Annotated in this window: 14 protein-coding genes; 12 read left to right on the forward strand and 2 right to left on the reverse strand. The window is 60.7% G+C overall.

The genetic code is table 11. The features are described from left to right. The first annotated feature begins 14 nt into the window (after positions 1–14). The 9 genes from ACP0GE_RS00700 to ACP0GE_RS00740 all read left to right on the forward strand — a co-directional run bounded on the left by ACP0GE_RS00700 (position 15) and on the right by ACP0GE_RS00740 (position 9,489). Positions 15–1,721, forward strand: coding sequence for an IlvD/Edd family dehydratase (locus ACP0GE_RS00700; RefSeq protein WP_424830093.1), 1,707 nt, complete (start codon positions 15–17; stop codon positions 1,719–1,721). Further along, positions 1,721–2,485 carry an SDR family NAD(P)-dependent oxidoreductase gene (locus tag ACP0GE_RS00705; protein WP_424830094.1) on the forward strand — a complete coding sequence of 255 codons (765 nt, stop codon included), beginning with the start codon at positions 1,721–1,723 and terminating at the stop codon, positions 2,483–2,485. The genes ACP0GE_RS00700 and ACP0GE_RS00705 overlap by 1 nt, the downstream gene beginning before the upstream one ends. A 4-nt stretch (positions 2,486–2,489) precedes the next feature. Beyond that, entirely contained in the window at positions 2,490–3,383 is an 894-nt protein-coding gene (locus ACP0GE_RS00710; protein WP_424830095.1) for a 2-dehydro-3-deoxygalactonokinase, read from the forward strand. After that, positions 3,380–3,985: a 2-dehydro-3-deoxy-6-phosphogalactonate aldolase gene (locus ACP0GE_RS00715; RefSeq protein ID WP_424830096.1), complete on the forward strand. Its 606-nt coding sequence runs from the start codon at positions 3,380–3,382 to the stop codon at positions 3,983–3,985. The genes ACP0GE_RS00710 and ACP0GE_RS00715 overlap by 4 nt, the downstream gene beginning before the upstream one ends. Further along, complete coding sequence (locus tag ACP0GE_RS00720; RefSeq protein WP_424830097.1) at positions 3,982–4,842, forward strand: SMP-30/gluconolactonase/LRE family protein; 861 nt, start codon at positions 3,982–3,984, stop codon at positions 4,840–4,842. The genes ACP0GE_RS00715 and ACP0GE_RS00720 overlap by 4 nt, the downstream gene beginning before the upstream one ends. Further along, positions 4,839–6,755, forward strand: a complete 1,917-nt coding sequence (locus tag ACP0GE_RS00725; protein ID WP_424830098.1) for a beta-galactosidase — start codon at positions 4,839–4,841, stop codon at positions 6,753–6,755. Before ACP0GE_RS00720 ends, ACP0GE_RS00725 begins: the two co-directional genes overlap by 4 nt. Positions 6,756–6,830: 75 nt before the next feature. Further along, the gene (locus ACP0GE_RS00730) at positions 6,831–7,880 is read left to right on the forward strand and encodes an ROK family protein (protein WP_424830099.1); all 1,050 of its coding nucleotides are present in this window, start codon (positions 6,831–6,833) and stop codon (positions 7,878–7,880) included. A 1-nt stretch (position 7,881) separates the two neighbouring features. After that, positions 7,882–8,817 (forward strand): carbohydrate kinase family protein, encoded by a 936-nt coding sequence (locus ACP0GE_RS00735; RefSeq protein WP_424830100.1) that lies wholly within the window; start codon positions 7,882–7,884, stop codon positions 8,815–8,817. 6 nt (positions 8,818–8,823) lie between these two features. Continuing rightward, on the forward strand, positions 8,824–9,489 hold the full coding sequence (locus ACP0GE_RS00740) for a D-lyxose/D-mannose family sugar isomerase (RefSeq protein WP_424830101.1): 666 nt from the start codon (positions 8,824–8,826) through the stop codon (positions 9,487–9,489). Here ACP0GE_RS00740 and ACP0GE_RS00745 read toward each other — a convergent pair. Continuing rightward, positions 9,486–10,400, reverse strand: coding sequence for a GlxA family transcriptional regulator (locus ACP0GE_RS00745; protein ID WP_424830102.1), 915 nt, complete (start codon positions 10,398–10,400; stop codon positions 9,486–9,488). The genes ACP0GE_RS00740 and ACP0GE_RS00745 overlap by 4 nt on opposite strands. Before the next feature lie 97 nt (positions 10,401–10,497). Here ACP0GE_RS00745 and ACP0GE_RS00750 point away from each other — a divergent pair, with 97 nt between their 5' ends. The 3 genes from ACP0GE_RS00750 to ACP0GE_RS00760 are packed head-to-tail and all read left to right on the forward strand — an operon-like array spanning position 10,498 to position 14,459. Then, positions 10,498–11,658, forward strand: coding sequence for an acyl-CoA dehydrogenase family protein (locus tag ACP0GE_RS00750; RefSeq protein ID WP_424830103.1), 1,161 nt, complete (start codon positions 10,498–10,500; stop codon positions 11,656–11,658). Between the two features lie 2 nt (positions 11,659–11,660). Next, entirely contained in the window at positions 11,661–13,676 is a 2,016-nt protein-coding gene (locus tag ACP0GE_RS00755) for an acetate--CoA ligase family protein (protein WP_424830104.1), read from the forward strand. Positions 13,677–13,679: 3 nt separating this feature from the next. Further along, positions 13,680–14,459, forward strand: a complete 780-nt coding sequence (locus ACP0GE_RS00760) for a carnitinyl-CoA dehydratase (RefSeq protein ID WP_424830105.1) — start codon at positions 13,680–13,682, stop codon at positions 14,457–14,459. Between the two features lie 84 nt (positions 14,460–14,543). Here the strand turns inward: ACP0GE_RS00760 and ACP0GE_RS00765 are convergent, their stop codons facing one another. Continuing rightward, entirely contained in the window at positions 14,544–15,227 is a 684-nt protein-coding gene (locus ACP0GE_RS00765) for a DnaA N-terminal domain-containing protein (RefSeq protein WP_424830106.1), read from the reverse strand. Between the last annotated feature and the right edge of the window lie 256 nt (positions 15,228–15,483).

The following is a 15,483-nucleotide window of genomic DNA, read 5'->3' on the forward strand; positions in this document are numbered from 1 at the left end:
AGAAGCCAATCAAAATGAAAAAACGCCGCTCTCAGCACTGGTATGGAAAACTCGACAAGGACGGGTTCATCCACCGCTCATGGATGAAGAACCAGGGCTTTCCCGATCACGCCTTTGACGGGCGACCGATCATTGGCATCTGCAACACCTGGTCGGAACTCACCCCCTGCAACTCGGGCCTGCGCGATCTGGCCGAGGGCGTCAAACGCGGCGTGTGGGAGGCCGGAGGTTTCCCGGTCGAATTCCCTGTCATGTCGCTGGGTGAGACGCAGATGAAACCCACCGCCATGCTGTTCCGAAACCTGCTGGCCATGGATGTCGAGGAGTCGATCCGCGCTTATGGCATTGACGGCGTTGTCCTGCTGGGCGGCTGCGACAAGACCACGCCAGGGCAGCTGATGGGCGCGGCTTCGGTCGATCTGCCCTCTATCGTGGTCAGCTCTGGCCCAATGCTGAACGGCAAATACCGCGGGCAGGATATCGGCTCGGGCACCGATGTGTGGAAATTCTCCGAAGCGGTCCGGGCCGGAGAGATGACCCTGCAGGACTTCATGAACGCGGAATCCGGTATGTCCCGCAGCGCCGGGGTGTGCATGACCATGGGCACTGCCAGCACGATGGCGTCGCTGGTCGAGGCGATGGGCATGTCCCTGCCCACCAACGCCGCCCTTCCGGCGGTCGATGCCCGCCGCATGGCGCTGGCGCATCTGACAGGCAAGCGGATTGTCGAGATGGTGGATGAAGACCTCAAACCCTCGAACATTCTGACCAAAGAGGCGTTTGAGAACGCCATCCTCGCCAATGCCGCCGTCGGAGGCTCGACCAATGCGGTGGTTCACCTGCTGGCGCTTGCAGGTCGGGTCGGAGTGGACCTGTCGCTGAAGGATTTTGAAATCGGCTCGGAAATCCCCCTGCTGGTGAACTGCATGCCTTCAGGCAAATACCTGATGGAGGATTTCTGCTACGCAGGCGGCGTGCCGGTGGTTCTGAACGAACTCAAACCCTTCCTGCGCCCGGCAAAAACCGTTCTCAACAGGGACATTTCGGCCCACTACGAAGGTGCCGAGTGTTTCAATACAGACGTCATCCGTCCCTTCAACGATCCGGTCAAACCAGCCGCAGGTCTGCGCGTTCTGCGCGGAAACCTCGCACCAAACGGGGCCATTGTGAAGCCTTCGGCGGCGACCGATGCTCTGCTTGAAACTGAAGCTGAGGCGTTCGTTTTCGAGAATATCGAAGACCTCAAAGCCAATATCGACCGCGACGACCTGCCGGTCACGCCCGAGACCATTTTGGTCCTCAAGGGCTGCGGACCCAAGGGTTATCCGGGCATGCCCGAGGTCGGCAACATGCCGATCCCGGCCAAGCTGGTGAAAGAGGGCGTGCGCGACATGATCCGCATCTCGGACGCGCGCATGTCCGGCACCGCCTATGGAACCGTCATCCTGCATGTCAGCCCCGAGGCGCAGGCGGGCGGCACGCTGGCGCTGGTCAAAACCGGCGACCGCATCCGCGTGTCGGCCAGCAAGGGTGAGATTGAACTGCTCGTCGATGAAAAGGAACTGGACGCCCGCCGCGCCGCGTGGCAACCGGATGATCCGCACTACACCCGCGGCTACGCCAAGCTTTATATCGACCACGTGCTGCAAGCCGATCAGGGCGCGGATCTTGATTTCCTCGTCGGCAAAGACACCCGCCTTGTGACCAGAGAGAGCCATTGATGACCCAGCCCGCCACGTTCCACGACCTGAAAGGGGCGTCTGTTTACATCACCGGCGGCGGTTCGGGCGTCGGTGCTGCACTGACCGATGGGTTTCTGGCCCAAGGTGCCAATGTCGCCTTCATCGGCCGTTCTGACGCCAGCGCTTTTGTCGATGAAATGCGCGACAAACACGGCCGCGCGCCCTTGTTCCTGCAAGGCGACATGACCGACACCGAGCTGTTGCACGCCACAATGGGCAAGGCGGCCGAAGCACATGGCCCGATCAAGGTACTGATCAACAATGCCGCCAACGATCAGCGCCACGCCTTGGACGAGTCCACTCCGGAGTTCTGGGACTGGATGATCGAAGTCAACCTCAAGGCCTATTTCTTCGCCTGTCAGGAAGCTGCCCGGCAGATGGACCATGGCGGCTCGATCATCAATTTCAGCTCGATCAGCTACATGATGGGGAATGCCGGCTATCCGATCTATACCACATCGAATGCCGGAATCACCGGGATGACACGGTCCCTGGCGCGCGAATTGGGGCCAAAGAACATACGCGTGAATGCACTGGCCCCGGGCTGGGTTCTCACACAGAAACAGCTGGACCAATGGGCCACGCCCGAGGATCTGGCCGCTCATCTGGATCGCCAATGCCTGAAAAGACATCTAACGCCCGACGACATGATCGGACCCACCCTGTTCCTGGCCTCAGAGGCAAGCGGCGCGATGACCGGGCAGTGCATAGTGGCCGACGGCGGCGTTGTGACGACGGGGTGAAGGCATGAAGACTGAATGGATCGCTGTTGACTGGGGCACCTCTCACTTACGCGCATGGGCCATGGATGGCGGCGCCGTGCTGGACAGCGCCCGGTCGGAACAAGGCATGGCTCGTCTGGCCAAAGGTGAATTTCAGGCCGCGCTGCTGGCTCTGATCGAAAGTTGGCTGGATGACGCACCAGTTGACGTCATCGCCTGCGGCATGGTGGGCGCGCGGCAGGGCTGGGTCGAGGCACCCTATACCGCCGTCCCCTCGGCCCCCGTACCCGACACGCCGATCCGCGTACCCGGCACCGATCCCCGTATCCGAGCGTTTGTGGTCCCCGGTCTGAAACAGAATGCGCCACCGGATGTCATGCGGGGCGAAGAAACTCAGATCGCCGGGTTTCTGGACAGTCATCCGAACTGGGATGGCGTCATCTGCCTGCCCGGAACCCACACGAAGTGGGCGCAGGTCAGCGCCAACGAGGTCGTAAGCTTCCGCACCTTCATGACGGGTGAGCTGTTCGACCTGCTGCGTGGGCACTCAGTATTACAACACTCGGTTGGCGATGGTTGGGATACCGCCGCCTTTGCCGAGGCGGTCGAGGATACACTGTCAAAACCCGAACAACTCGCCGCCCGCCTGTTTGGCCTGCGCGCCGCCGATCTCTTGCATGCTCAGGACGCGGGCACCGCCCGCGCTCGGCTGTCCGGTTTGTTGATCGGGGCAGAGCTCGCGGCCTCGCGCCCTTATTGGCTGGGGCAGCAGATTGCCATCATCGGGGCCGAGGAGCTGTCTGCTGTTTACGCTCAAGCCTTGCAGCCACAAGGTGCTTTTGTCGAAACCGCCGATGCCACCCAATCCACTCTAGCCGGTCTGACCCGGGCCCGTAATCTGACAAGGCAAACTGCATGAGCCGCCCTATCATTGCAATTCTACGCGGCCTGACCCCGGCCGCAGCCACCCCCGTGGCCCAAGCCCTGATCGACGCCGGAATCGACCGGATCGAGGTTCCACTGAACTCTCCGGACCCGCTGGAAAGCATTGGGACCATCGCCCGCGCTTTCGGGGAACGTGCCCTCATCGGAGCGGGCACCGTCCTGACCACTGATCAGGTCGAGGCAGTGGCCGAAGCTGGCGGCAAGCTGATCGTGTCCCCCAATTGCGACCCGGACGTGATCCGGCGCTCGGTCGCGTTGGGGCTGCAAAGCTGGCCCGGTGTTTTCACCCCGACCGAGGCTTTTGCGGCGTTGCAGACCGGGGCAACGGGCCTGAAACTATTCCCCGGTACAATGGCCGGTCCCGAAGGTCTGGCCGCGATGCGGGCCGTGCTGCCTGCGGGGACACAGGTCTTTGCCGTTGGTGGCGCAGGCCCCGAAAACTTCGACCTGTGGATCAAGGCCAGCGCGGACGGTTTCGGGATCGGATCGGCCTTGTTCAAACCGGGCATGTCAGTCGAAGACGTTGCCGCCCGCGCCCGGCAGATCGTCACCGCCTATGACGAGGCAATCACATGACCCAGATCCACGATGACCGCCCCTGCGAACTGGGCGAAGGTCCGCTTTGGCATCCGGCGCGGCGGCAGCTTTTTTGGTTCGACATCATCGGCAAACGCTTGATGACACAAGAGAACGGAGAACCCAGAGAGTGGGGTTTTGACGAACACGTCTCGGCGGCCGGATGGGTAGATCGCAGCACGCTTTTGATTGCTTCGGAAACCGGCTTGTGGCGGTTCAACCTGAGCTCAGGTGAGAAAGAACTGGTCACACCACTGGAGGCTGACAACCCCATCACCCGTTCGAATGACGGGCGCGCCGATCCTTGGGGCGGATTTTGGATCGGAACCATGGGCAAAAACGCGGAACCCGGAGCCGGAGCGATCTATCGCTTCTGGAAGGGTGAGCTACGCCAACTGGTGCCGGATGTGACCATCTCAAACGCGATCTGCTTCGCGCCGGATAAATCCTGCGCCTACTACACGGACACCAAGACCAAGCAGATCATGCGATGGGGCCTGAACCCGGAAACCGGTTGGCCAGAGGGCGCTGCCCAGGTCTTTCTGGATCTGAACGCAAACAGCCTAAGCCCAGACGGCGCTGTCGTGGATGCGCAGGGCAATATCTGGATCGCGCAGTGGGGTGCCGCGCGCGTGGCGGCCTATGATCCGGCCGGGCAGTTTCTTCAGGCAGTGGAGTTTGAGGCCAGACATACCTCCTGCCCCGCTTTTGGGGGCAATGATCTGACAACGCTCTATTGCACATCGGCTCGTCAGGGGCTGGATGCCAAAACCCTCGAAATGGAACCCACGAACGGTATGACCCTTGCCGCCGCGAATGCGGGGCAGGGCCATCCCGAACCCCGAGTCCTTCTATGACCCCTGAACTTGGCGTCTGCTATTACCCCGAACACTGGCCCGAAGAGATGTGGGCTTCCGACGCGGCCCGCATGGTGGACACCGGTCTGACTTGGGTTCGGATCGGCGAGTTTGCCTGGAGTCGGCTGGAACCCACACCCGGCGATCTGCAATTCGACTGGCTGGACCGCGCGGTTGAAACATTGGGCACCGCCGGGTTGAAGGTGGTGATGGGCACGCCCACTGCCACCCCGCCCCGCTGGATGCTGGACAAGCACCCCGACATGCTGGCCGTCGATGCGCAGGGAAATCCGCGCAAATTCGGATCGCGGAGGCATTACTGTTTCAGTCACCGGGGCTATATCGACGAATGCACCCGTATCGCGCAGATCATGGGCGAACGCTATGGACGTAACCCGCATGTCGCCGCGTGGCAGATCGACAATGAGTACGGGTGTCACGACACAACACTCTGCTATTCCCAACCTGCCGCACTGGCCTTTCGGCAGTGGCTGGCAGAGCACTATGGCGCGATCGACGCGCTGAACGCGGCTTGGGGCAATGTCTTCTGGTCGATGGAGTATGCATCTTTCGACCAAATCGACCTGCCCAACCTGACTGTGACGGAACCCAACCCCGCGCATGTGCTGGCGTTTCGGCGGTTCAGCTCCGATCAGGTGGTGCAGTTCAACAAGGCGCAGGTGGACGTACTGCGCCCGCTGACCGACGCGCCGCTGCTGCACAACTATATGGGCCGGGTTCTGGAATTCGACCATTTCCAAGTGGGTCAGGACCTGGATATTGCCACTTGGGACAGCTATCCAATCGGCTTTCTGTCCGACCGGCTCGAGGCCGATACCGATCACAAATCCGCCTTCCTGCAGCAAGGCGATCCGGATATGCAGGCCTTTCATCACGACCTCTACCGCGCGGTCGGGCGCGGGCGCTGGTGGGTGATGGAACAGCAACCCGGTCCGGTCAACTGGGCGCCGTACAATCCGGCCCCCCTGCCCGGCATGGTCCGCCTTTGGTCGCTTGAGGCCGTCGCCCACGGGGCCGAAGTGGTCAGCTATTTCCGCTGGCGGCAGGCACCCTTTGGGCAGGAACAAATGCATGCCGGGTTGCAAACGCCATCCGGCGCCGACGCGCCCGCTATGGCCGAGGCGCGCCAGACGGCTGATGACCTGGAACGTATGGGCAGGATCGAACCGGCGAAAGCTCAAGTCGCAATCTTGTTTGATTACGCTTCGGACTGGGCCTGGGCGACACAGCCTCAGGGCGCGGGATTCGACTATTTCCGTCTGGTGTTTTCGGCCTATCGTGCCCTGCGGCGGGCGGGGCTGTCGGTGGATTTCATCTCCGCCTCTGACATTCCGTCACAAGGCTACAGGCTGATCCTTGCGCCCGGGCTGGCCACCATAGACGCCGATCTGAACTGGAAACTGACAGAAGGTTGCGATCTGACCCTTCTTGGCCCGCGCAGCGGAGCGATTACCGAGGATTTCCAGATCCCCCCACAAGGCCGCCCTAGCATACCCGCGCTCGACTGCACTGTCGACCTGATCGAAACCCTGCCACCGAATGCTACCCGAGAGGTCACCGGCGGAGGTGCGGCAGCCCATTGGGTGGAACGGCTGTCCGGCAGCGCCCCAAACCTGCTGACCTTCGAAGACGGCACCCCGGCGCTGAAGGGGATCGACGGGATTTGGTATCTGGCCGGTTTCCCGGATGACAACCTTTGGGATCGGCTGATCGCAATGGCCGCGCAAGAAACCGGCCTGACCCTTTACCCGATGCCGCCCGGACTGCGGCGGCGTGAAACGGCAGATCATGAGGTCCTGATAAACTACAATGCCCACCCGGTTACATGGAACGGCACGCATGTATCCGGCTGCGATGTTGTCTTCAAACTCCTTGCGCCTGACGCCGGGTAGAGCAAAATATTTGATACCGCTAACATAACCTGCTAGGGGCTTCTGGCAGGTCCTGGCCTGATTTGGCAGATGGCGATGGACCCTGTATCAAAAACCGCACGCAATACACCGGGATCACGTATCTTGCTCAACGCCAGCCATCAGACCGCACACCACTGGAACCTCGTGGCCGATATCGGCGGAACCAACACGCGGCTTGGCGTGGTCACTGATGGGCAGCTGACCGATCTGCGCAAACATCCAACCGGCACCATGGCCGATTTGCGCGACGCCCTGCACGCGTTGCGCGATGAGGTTGGAACCGACCCGCGCGCCGTGGTGGCCGCCGGGGCTGGTCCGGTCCGTGATGGACGCATTCGCCTGACCAACGCCAATCTTGACCTGACCGAGGGTGAGCTTGCCCGCGCCACAGGCGCGAGCCATACCTATGTGATCAACGATTTCACCGCTGCCGCCTGGTCAGTGGCCGAAATCTCCCCTGCCGATGCCGATGTCCTGCAAGGGGCGGATACGCCACCATTGGGCACACGGCTTGTGGTCGGACCGGGAACCGGGCTGGGTGTCGGCGCGCTACTTTATTCCGAAGGGCATTTTCACACGGTCTCTGGCGAAGGGGGCCATATGGGCATTTCCCCCCGCCACCGCGATGAGGTCGACGTGTTTGAAGCGGCCCGCCGCATCGCGCCCGAATGTTTCTTTGACGACAGTCTGACCCTTGAGGCCGAGATGTTCCTAAGCGGTACAGGTCTGCCAATCCTTTATCAGGCCATCATCATGGCCGCCGGAAAACCGGACATACCCGCCCGCTCCGCCAAGGACATCCTGCAGGACGCTCGTGACGGCGCTGATCCCTGCGCCGTCAGAACGGCGCGGATTTTCACCGAACATCTGGGCGCGATCATGGGCGATCTTGCTGTCGCGCTTGTGCCCACCGGCGGCGTCTTTCTGGTCGGCGGCGTCGCCGAAAAGAACCGCTGGCTGTTTGAGCAGGATTTCCTGCGCGCCTTCAATGCCGGTGGACGGTTTGACGCGCTGCGCCGGTCGATGAACCTCTATGTATCCAAGCAGGACGAGTTCGGCCTCATCGGCGCCAGCAACTTCTGCAAAAACGCACTGGCACACTGAAATGATCCTGTGTTGCGGAGAAGCCCTGATCGACATGATCCCCGAAGCCACGGTCTCGGGCCGTGACGGGTTCGTTCCACATTCGGGCGGCGCGGTGTTCAATACAGCCATTGCCCTGGGACGCCTCGGTGGGCCTGCGGGCCTGCTGACCGGCCTTTCAACAGATATGTTCGGCCAGCAATTGGCCGAGACCCTGAAGGCCAGCCATGTCGACACCGCCCACCTGATCCGATCCGACCGACCGACAACTCTGGCTTTTGTAAAACTGCAAGATGGGCACGCCAGTTACAGTTTCGTCGATGAAAACTCGGCCGGTCGGATGTTGTTGCCCGAAGACATGCCGCGCCAACTGCCCGCTATTTCCGCGCTTTATTTCGGGGGGATCAGCCTGGCGGTCGAGCCCTGCGCGGATGCCTATGCGTCCCTGCTCGATATGCACGGCGGGGATCAGGCGGTGATGATCGACCCGAATATCCGCCCGGGATTCATCAAGGACCAGACCCGCTATCGCACGCGTCTGAACAGGATGATCGCGCAATGCGACATCGTGAAAGTCTCGGATGAGGATCTGGACTGGATCATTCCCGGCCCTGAAAGCCTCGCCGAAAAAGTCCCTTTGTTGCTCCAAGCTGGCCCCGCAGTGGTGATCGTCACCCGCGGTGGATACGGTGCCACCGGCTATCTGGCCGACGGGTCCGAGGTTTCGGTCCCCGTGAATCCGGTGCAGGTCGTTGATACCGTCGGCGCAGGGGACACGTTCAACGCCGGGGTCCTGGCCGAACTGGAACGCGCCGGCCACCTGAGCAAACCCGCCCTGCGCGCCCTGCCCCCAGCCGCGCTGCGTGCTGCGCTGGCAAAAGGTGCTCAGGTCGCCGCCGTCACCGTATCCCGTGCCGGGGCGAACCCACCCTGGGCGCACGAACTGCAAGATGGATAGACGCCAATGAAACGTTCCGAGATCAACCGCATCAAGGCCGAGGCGCAGACCTTCATCAAATCCTTCGGCGCGGTGTTGCCACCTTTCGCCGACTGGACCCCTGATCAGATGCGCAGCGATCAGGCCGCCGGTATCCGCGCCCGCAGTCTGGGCTGGGACATCACAGATTACGGCCAGGGCCGGTTCGATGAACTGGGTCTGTTCCTGTTCACTCTGCGCAACGGCGATGAAAAGGACCTGAACAAAGGCAGCGGCATGCTTTACGCCGAGAAACTCCTGATCTCACGCGACCGGCAACTGTCGCCGATGCACCGCCACATCATCAAGGCCGAGGACATCATCAATCGCGGCGGCGGTGATCTGGTGATGGAGATCTATGCCACGGCCCCCGATGGCAGCATCGACCGTGACACTCCGGTCGTAGTGCCCAGCGATGCCTGCCCGGTGACCATCCAACCCGGCGAGCATCTGCGTCTGAAACCCGGTCAAAGCGTCACCCTGATGCCCGGCATCTGGCACGCGTTCTGGGCCGAACAGGGGGATTGCCTGATTGGCGAGGTTTCAACCGTCAATGACGACCGCACCGACAACGTGTTCGAAGACCCGATTCCGCGCTTCGCTACCATCGAAGAAGACACCGCGCCGGACTTTCTATTGGTCGCCGACTACTAGCCCGCCCGATACGCCGAAGGCGTCTGCCCGAACTCGGCCCGAAACGCCCGCGTCATCGCGCTGGCGTTTTCATATCCACAGCGGCTGGCAATCTCTGCGACCGACTGCTCTGTCTCTGCCGCCAGCTTGCGCGCAAGGTTCAGACGCAACCGCCGATACAACGCACGCGGCGTCGTACCCAGTTCGGCCAATACCCGGGTTTCAATCTTCTTCTGCGAACACCCCAATTGTCTGGCGATGTCCTGTATACGGATCGGAGCCTCGATCGTATCCTGCATGATCCGCAACACCCGGTTCACCAAGGTATCCTGCGATTTCATCGGCAGGCTGTAGGCCTGAGGCACACCGCGATTCATCAGAAGATGCGCAACCTCCATCGACAGCAACGGCCCATGGTCGGCGCGGATCAAGGCGTCGGCCAAATCAAACGCCGCCATCGCGCCGGAACATGTCATGCGATTGCCATCGATCACAAACCTCTCCTGCACAGCGTCGACAGCGGGAAAGGCTTCCTCGAACCGCGACAGCTCATCCCAGTGAATCGTCGCGCGGCAATGATCCAGCAAACCGGCGCGGGCCAATAACCAACTGCCGGTATCCAGCCCTGCCAACTTTTGGTGATTTCGTGCAGCCGCCTTTATCGCCCGTGTCACCTCGGGCACATCCAATTGCAAAAACCCATATGAAGGCATGACGACCAGAACATCGCCCTCCCCCTGCCCCAGAGTCGCATCGGGCGTAATCTGCAATCCGCTGGAACTACGCGCCGGTCCGCCATCCAGCGAACAGAACTGCCAATCGTAAAGCGATTGACGCGACAGCGTGTTGGCCGCGCGCAAGGGTTCAACCATGTTGGCGAGGCAGTGATTGGAAAACCCATCAAACAGAAGAACGGTGAAGCGCCGAGTCATTTTTTCCAAATCCGCATAAGAATCCGCCAATTCAGCATGTCACTGAATACCGCCCTGCGCTTTCATCGGTCAATCACTGATCTAAGGAATCCGCGCGATGAACTTTGGCCTGTCCGATGAACAAGAGATGATCGTCTCAACCGTTCGCAGCTTTGTCGAAAACGAAATCTACCCGCATGAGGCCGCCGTCGAGCGCACCGGTCAGGTGCCACGCGAACTGGGGGAAGAGATCAAGCAGAAATGCATCGACCTGGGCTTCTATGCCTGCAACTTCCCCGAAGAGGTCGGCGGCGCGGGTCTGTCCCATGTCGATTTCACATTGGTCGAGCGTGAGCTGGGCCGCGGCTCGATGGCACTGACCCATTTCTTTGGCCGCCCGCAAAACATTCTGATGGCCTGTAACGCAGAACAGCGCGAGCAATACCTGCTGCCAGCTGTGCGCGGTCAGAAGATGGACGCACTGGCGATGACCGAACCCGACGCGGGCTCGGATGTACGCGGAATGAAATGTCAGGCCGCGCGCGATGGCGGTGATTGGGTGGTCAATGGATCCAAACATTTCATCTCGGGTGCCGAGCATGCGGACTTCTTTATTGCGTTCATTGCAACCGGAGTTGATAATACGCAAAAAGGACCCAAAAAGCGCATTACCACATTTCTTGTAGATCGCGGGACTCCAGGCTTTGAAGTGCGCGAAGGCTATAATTCCGTCAGTCACAAGGGCTACAAGAACTATATCCTCTATTTCGACAACTGCCGCCTGCCCGATGCGCAGGTTCTGGGCGAGGTCGATGGAGGCTTTGCCGTGATGAACGAGTGGCTGTATGCCACCCGCCTAACCGTCGCCGCCTTCTCGGTCGGGCGCGCACGGCGCTGTTTCGATTACGCTCTGAACTACGCAGCCGAACGCAAACAGTTCGGTCAACCCATCGGGAAATTTCAGGGCGTCAGCTTTCAGATCGCCGACCTGATCACCGAGATCGACGCCGCCGATTGGTTGACTCTCTCCGCTGCCTGGCGTCTGGACCAAAACCTGCCATCGAACCGAGAGATCGCGTCAGCCAAGCTTTATGCTTCGGAAATGTTGGCCCGGGTTACCGATACAACGCTGCAAATCTTTGGCGGCATGGGTTTGATGGATGACTTTCCAATCGAGCGGTTCTGGCGCGATGCAAGGGTTGAACGCATCTGGGACGGCACCAGCGAAATTCAGCGCCACATCATCAGCCGCGATCTGCTGCGTCCGTTAGGGGCGTGACGATGGCCAAAGACCTCTCTCGCTTGTTGCGCCCCAAATCCATCGCCGTGATCGGCGGCGGGTCATGGGGTCAGCAAATCATCCTGCAATCCGAGCGTATGGGCTTTGGCGGATCAATCTGGCCCGTACATCCCAAGGCCGATGACATCGCAGGGCACCAGACGTTTGCCCGGATCGAAGACCTGCCCGAACCCCCGGACGCCGTCTTCATCGGCATCAATCGCCACGCCACGATCGAAGCGGTTCAAGCCCTGTCGGATATGGGCGCGGGCGGCGCGGTCTGTTTTGCTTCGGGGTTTTCCGAGTCGGTGGCCGAGGACAATACCGGTGGCGACCTACAAACCCGACTGATCGCAGCCGCGGGCGACATGCCCATTCTCGGCCCTAATTGTTACGGATTTATCAATGCCTTAGATGGTGCGCTATTGTGGCCAGACCAACATGGTGCATCCCGGGTCGACAAAGGCGTTGCCATCCTGACGCAAAGCTCGAACATCTCGATCAACCTCACCATGCAGAAACGCGCGCTGCCGATTGCCTATATGGTCGCCTGCGGAAACATGGCGCAAACCAGCCAGGCGCAGATTGCGGCAGCGCTGATCGACGATCCTCGGGTAACCGCCGTGGGCTTGCATATCGAAGGGTTTGGAAACATCCGTGAGTGGGAGGCACTGGCCACCAAGGCCCATCACCGGGGCGTCCCCCTGATCGCACTCAAGGTCGGTGCATCCGAGCAGGCGCAGGCCGCAACGGTATCCCACACCGCATCTCTGGCAGGCAGCGATGCGGGGGCGCAAGCCTTATTGGACCGGTTGGGCATTCCCCGGCTGACCGCCCTGCCCGATTTCCTCGAAACGCTGAAACTGCTGCATTGCTGTGGTCCCCTCACCGGCAGCAATGTCGCCTCGATCAGCTGTTCCGGGGGTGAGGCCAGCCTGATCGCGGATATGGCGGTGGGCACAGGTGTGACGTTTCCACCCCTGAACAACGATCAAAAGACCCGGCTGCGCGCCGCGCTCGGCCCCATGGTCGCATTAAATAACCCTTTGGATTATCACACTTATATCTGGCGCGATGAGGGGGCGATGACGCGCGCCTGGTCGGGCATGACCGGTGGTGCGACCGATCTGACACTGTCTATTGTCGATTACCCGACCACGGATCCAACCGACTGGGCCTGTGCGACCCGGGCCGCCCTAAATGTCCGTGCCAAGACCGGCACCCCTTTCGCCATCGCCTCTACATTGCCCGAGCTGCTGCCCGAGGACACCGCACGGGACCTGATGGCAGGCGGCGTTGTCCCTCTTATGGGCCTGCGCGAAGCCATATCCGCCATCCGCGCGGCGTGTCAGATCAAACCGCCCTCTGCCGATCCTATCTGTCTGCCCGGCCACATAACAGGCTCACAACTGCTGACCGAAGGGGCCTCCAAACAGGCTTTGGCCGACTACGGGCTACCTGTGCCGCAAAACCGCACTGTACGCGGCGCTGAACAGGCTCAAAGGGCCGCGCAGGAACTGGACGGCCCATTCGCCGTCAAAGGCGTCGGTCTGGCGCATAAGTCGGACCAATTCGCCGTGCGTCTTGGCGTTCGCCCGACCGAAGTTGGCCAGGTCGCCAAAGACATCGGCACCGAAGATATCCTTCTTGAAGAAATGATCACGGGGACCGTCGCAGAGCTGCTGATCGGAGTGGTCCGCGACCCGGCCCATGGGTTTGTTCTGACGCTTGGGGCTGGCGGCGTTCTGACCGAAGTGATGCGCGACACGGTTTCCCTTTTGATTCCAAGCGGTTCCGAAACCATCCGAACCGCGCTTGGGAAGCTGAAAACCGCCCCCCTTCTGGCGGGCTATCGCGGTCAGCCCGCCGCTGATATGGATTCGATACTCGCCGCCATTCAGGCCGTTCAGGCCTATGTCATTGAAAACGCCGACCTGATTGACGAGGTCGAGATCAACCCGCTCCTCTGCACACCGGATAAGGCGGTGGCGGTGGATGCCCTCATCAGAAAGGCCTGAGACATGGACCCGATCAAAACACGACGCGACGGCGCGATCCTTGAGGTGACACTGGACCGGCCCAAGGCCAACGCAATCGACCTGGCTACCAGCCGGATCATGGGGCAGGTCTTTGCCGATTTCCGCGATGACCCAGAGCTGCGCGTCGCTATTCTGACTGGGGTGGGCGAGAAATTCTTTTGCCCCGGCTGGGACTTAAAGGCTGCTGCCGATGGGGATGCCGTAGACGGAGATTACGGCGTCGGCGGTTTTGGCGGCCTGCAAGAGCTGCGGGACTTGAACAAGCCCGTCATCGCAGCCGTGAACGGCATCGCCTGCGGCGGCGGGCTGGAACTGGCTTTGTCCGCCGACATGATATTGGCTGCGGACCACGCCACATTTGCCCTGCCCGAGATCCGTTCGGGCACGGTTGCTGACGCGGCCAGCGTGAAACTGCCCAAGCGTATCCCGTACCACATCGCTATGGAATTGCTGCTGACCGGGCGCTGGTTCGACGCCGAAGAAGCCAATCGTTGGGGTTTGGTGAACGAAATCGTCGCCCCTGATCAGCTATTGGACCGCGCGTGGGAACTGGCCCGCCTGCTGGCTTCGGGTCCGCCACTGGTTTACGCGGCGATCAAAGAGATCGTCCGCGATGCCGAAGACCGCACGTTCCAGGACAGCATGAACCGCATAACCAAGCGCCAGCTGCGTTCAGTCGACGTGCTTTACAGCAGTGAGGATCAGCTGGAAGGTGCCCGCGCCTTTGCAGAGAAGCGTGAACCGGTCTGGAAGGGGAAATAGACCCTAATCCGGCGATTTCGCCGCCAATCGGAGCCTTTCAGGGACCACCACACCCATTTTTAGGCCAATACAGCGCCTCAGAGCCTATTCTGAGGCCTCAAACCGCACGGATCTGACCGATGGGTCCACACGGCCATACGCAGCCAACACACGGCCTGTCCACTTCTGAGCGATGTAATCCGCCATAAACCGCGATGGTGCCACAAGGGTTGCAACCCCCCCTGCCCTATCGGCTTCGGCAAGGTGCTGGAACCAACTGGACCAAAGCTCGGGATCGCGGGTGTGCAGCATCTTTTGCACTTGCCCCCAGATGTCGTCATCGCTCGGCGCTTCGCCGGGCCCTTTGACCTTGAACGGAACAACGTTTGTCTGCGGCTCGTCCCCCTGCCCCATCCGTTCCTGAAAATCCGGACCGATAACAGGCCAGATGTCGGTCGTATCGATCATGATCTGCTTGAGATCCAGTTCATAGACTGCAACACGACCTCGGGCAGCAGACCGTTTGACGGCAATCCACCCCATCACCCGCAACTTGGCCATTTCCCGCTTGACCGTTCTCGGGTCAACAGACCACAGGCGCGATATCTCCTCGCGACCGATCGACAGTTCGTTTGTTCGCCAGTTATATCGTGTGGTGATCAGTGTCAGAATACGAAGAACCCGGCGTTGCAGATGCTTGTCGCCGGACAAAGCATACACGCCCAATGCAGAGAGTATATCGTATTTGAGGGCTGGCGCGTTCCGGCCAACCGGCTTTGTAACCTGCATTCACGTCCTCACCGCTCAATCTGCCTCAAACGGGTTAAACCCGCTGCTTGCGCTGTTTGCCAACGCTTTTCGTGATGTTGAGCTGATTAGCGTCCAAAGCTCCGATTCTGTCAAGAGAAGACTGTCAGAGGCGAAGTTTCGGGGCGAAATCCGAATTCAAAAATAAAAGAATCCGGTGAAGTATTGGTGAAGGGGGGCATCCAGAGTGTCCCCTTATTTCCTTGTTCTGTCCCCCTAAATCCGGGGATAGAGCCTG

Source organism: Ruegeria sp., assembly GCF_965243365.1.
In the GTDB taxonomy this organism is placed as follows: domain Bacteria; phylum Pseudomonadota; class Alphaproteobacteria; order Rhodobacterales; family Rhodobacteraceae; genus Ruegeria.

Bases quoted from the DNA above. Each gene is read 5' to 3' on its own strand.
- ACP0GE_RS00700 (WP_424830093.1), top strand. From the start codon at position 15: ATGAAAAAACGCCGCTCTCAGCACTGGTATGGAAAACTCGACAAGGAC.
- ACP0GE_RS00705 (WP_424830094.1), top strand. From the start codon at position 1,721: ATGACCCAGCCCGCCACGTTCCACGACCTGAAAGGGGCGTCTGTTTAC.
- ACP0GE_RS00710 (WP_424830095.1), top strand. From the start codon at position 2,490: ATGAAGACTGAATGGATCGCTGTTGACTGGGGCACCTCTCACTTACGC.
- ACP0GE_RS00715 (WP_424830096.1), top strand. From the start codon at position 3,380: ATGAGCCGCCCTATCATTGCAATTCTACGCGGCCTGACCCCGGCCGCA.
- ACP0GE_RS00720 (WP_424830097.1), top strand. From the start codon at position 3,982: ATGACCCAGATCCACGATGACCGCCCCTGCGAACTGGGCGAAGGTCCG.
- ACP0GE_RS00725 (WP_424830098.1), top strand. From the start codon at position 4,839: ATGACCCCTGAACTTGGCGTCTGCTATTACCCCGAACACTGGCCCGAA.
- ACP0GE_RS00730 (WP_424830099.1), top strand. From the start codon at position 6,831: ATGGACCCTGTATCAAAAACCGCACGCAATACACCGGGATCACGTATC.
- ACP0GE_RS00735 (WP_424830100.1), top strand. From the start codon at position 7,882: ATGATCCTGTGTTGCGGAGAAGCCCTGATCGACATGATCCCCGAAGCC.
- ACP0GE_RS00740 (WP_424830101.1), top strand. From the start codon at position 8,824: ATGAAACGTTCCGAGATCAACCGCATCAAGGCCGAGGCGCAGACCTTC.
- ACP0GE_RS00745 (WP_424830102.1), bottom strand. From the start codon at position 10,400: ATGACTCGGCGCTTCACCGTTCTTCTGTTTGATGGGTTTTCCAATCAC.
- ACP0GE_RS00750 (WP_424830103.1), top strand. From the start codon at position 10,498: ATGAACTTTGGCCTGTCCGATGAACAAGAGATGATCGTCTCAACCGTT.
- ACP0GE_RS00755 (WP_424830104.1), top strand. From the start codon at position 11,661: ATGGCCAAAGACCTCTCTCGCTTGTTGCGCCCCAAATCCATCGCCGTG.
- ACP0GE_RS00760 (WP_424830105.1), top strand. From the start codon at position 13,680: ATGGACCCGATCAAAACACGACGCGACGGCGCGATCCTTGAGGTGACA.
- ACP0GE_RS00765 (WP_424830106.1), bottom strand. From the start codon at position 15,227: ATGCAGGTTACAAAGCCGGTTGGCCGGAACGCGCCAGCCCTCAAATAC.